This is a genomic window from Mesorhizobium sp. M7A.F.Ca.AU.002.02.1.1, from assembly GCF_003998535.1.
Classification (GTDB): Bacteria; Pseudomonadota; Alphaproteobacteria; order Rhizobiales; family Rhizobiaceae; genus Mesorhizobium; species Mesorhizobium ciceri.
In genome coordinates this window covers 1-1,223 of sequence record NZ_RZPB01001200.1, presented here as the reverse complement: position 1 = coordinate 1,223, position 1,223 = coordinate 1, and the positions used below count along the sequence as shown (strand labels likewise).

The 1,223-nt window shown below is 65.2% G+C and carries 1 protein-coding gene; it reads right to left on the bottom strand.

The window, feature by feature from the left end:
• Positions 1-1,221, bottom strand: a 1,221-nt coding sequence (locus tag EN879_RS36440; protein WP_127274742.1) for a Na+/H+ antiporter, incomplete at its 3' end; no start/stop codon positions are given.
• Positions 1,222-1,223: the final 2 nt, after the last annotated feature.

The following is a 1,223-nucleotide window of genomic DNA, read 5'->3' as shown; positions in this document are numbered from 1 at the left end:
GGCGAAGACCAGCGAACAGATGATGACGCCGGCGGCCAGGAAAATGACCAGATCGCGTGCCGGGAACGGCGAGCCGTCCGGCATGGCGAGCGGCAGCGACAATATGCCGGCCAGCGTGATGGCGCCGCGCACGCCGGCCACCGAACCGGCGAGCCGCACGCGCAACCCGAACGGCTCCACCTTGCGCTTGCCCAGACGTGCGGCGATGCCGGCTGCGAGATCGCCTACCCATATCCACAGGAAGCGCAACGCGATCAGGCACAGCGTCAGCGCCACGACGGTCGCGATCGGCTGGATGATCGGGTGCAGGCTCATGAGTTCCGGCGGCACATGGCGGATGATGTCGGGAAGCTGCAGGCCGAGCACGATGAAGAGAGCACCGTTGAAAACGAAGGAAAGCGTCGTCCACAGCGACATCGTCTGCATGCGGGCCGAGACGCCGAGGAAGCGAAACACGCCGGAGCCGCCGGTGAGCAGGCCGGCGGTAACAGCCGCCAGAATACCGGACGCTCCGACATGCTCGGCGCCGAGATAGGCGATGAAGGGCAGCAGAACCATCACCAGCACCTGCGCTTCGGCCGGCACGCCGCCGATCCGGTTGAGCAATTGCAGCAGCTTGGCGGCAACGAACAGCGCCGCGACGCCGATCAGGATGCCGATCGCCACGGCATAGAGAAAACTGAACGAAGCCGCGGCAAGGGAAAAGCTGCCGGTCAGCACTGCTGCGACGGCGAAGCGGAACATGACGAGGCCTGAAGCGTCGTTGAGCAGCGACTCGCCTTCGAGAATGTGCATCAGCCGCGCCGGGACGACATTCCTGTCGACGATCGAGGACACGGCCACCGCGTCGGTCGGCGACAGCACCGCGGCAAGCGCAAAAGCGACCACCAGAGGGATGCTCGGCACTAGCCAATGCAAGGCGTAGCCGAAGCCGACGATGGTGAAGAAGACCAGCCCTATGGCCAGATCCAGGATCGGTCCGCGCAGCGCCATCAGTTCACGCTTCGGTGCGCCATAGGCATCGCCGAACAGCAGCGGCGGAATGAACACCAGCAGGAACAGCTCCGGATTGATCTCGACATGGATGCCGCGCACCGGCCAGGCGAGCGCGGCACCGATCGCAATCTGCAGCACCGGCAACGGCACCCGCACCAGGCGAACCAGCGCGCCGGAAAGCGCCACGAAGACGAGCACGACCAGAATGAAGACAGCGACTTCCATGG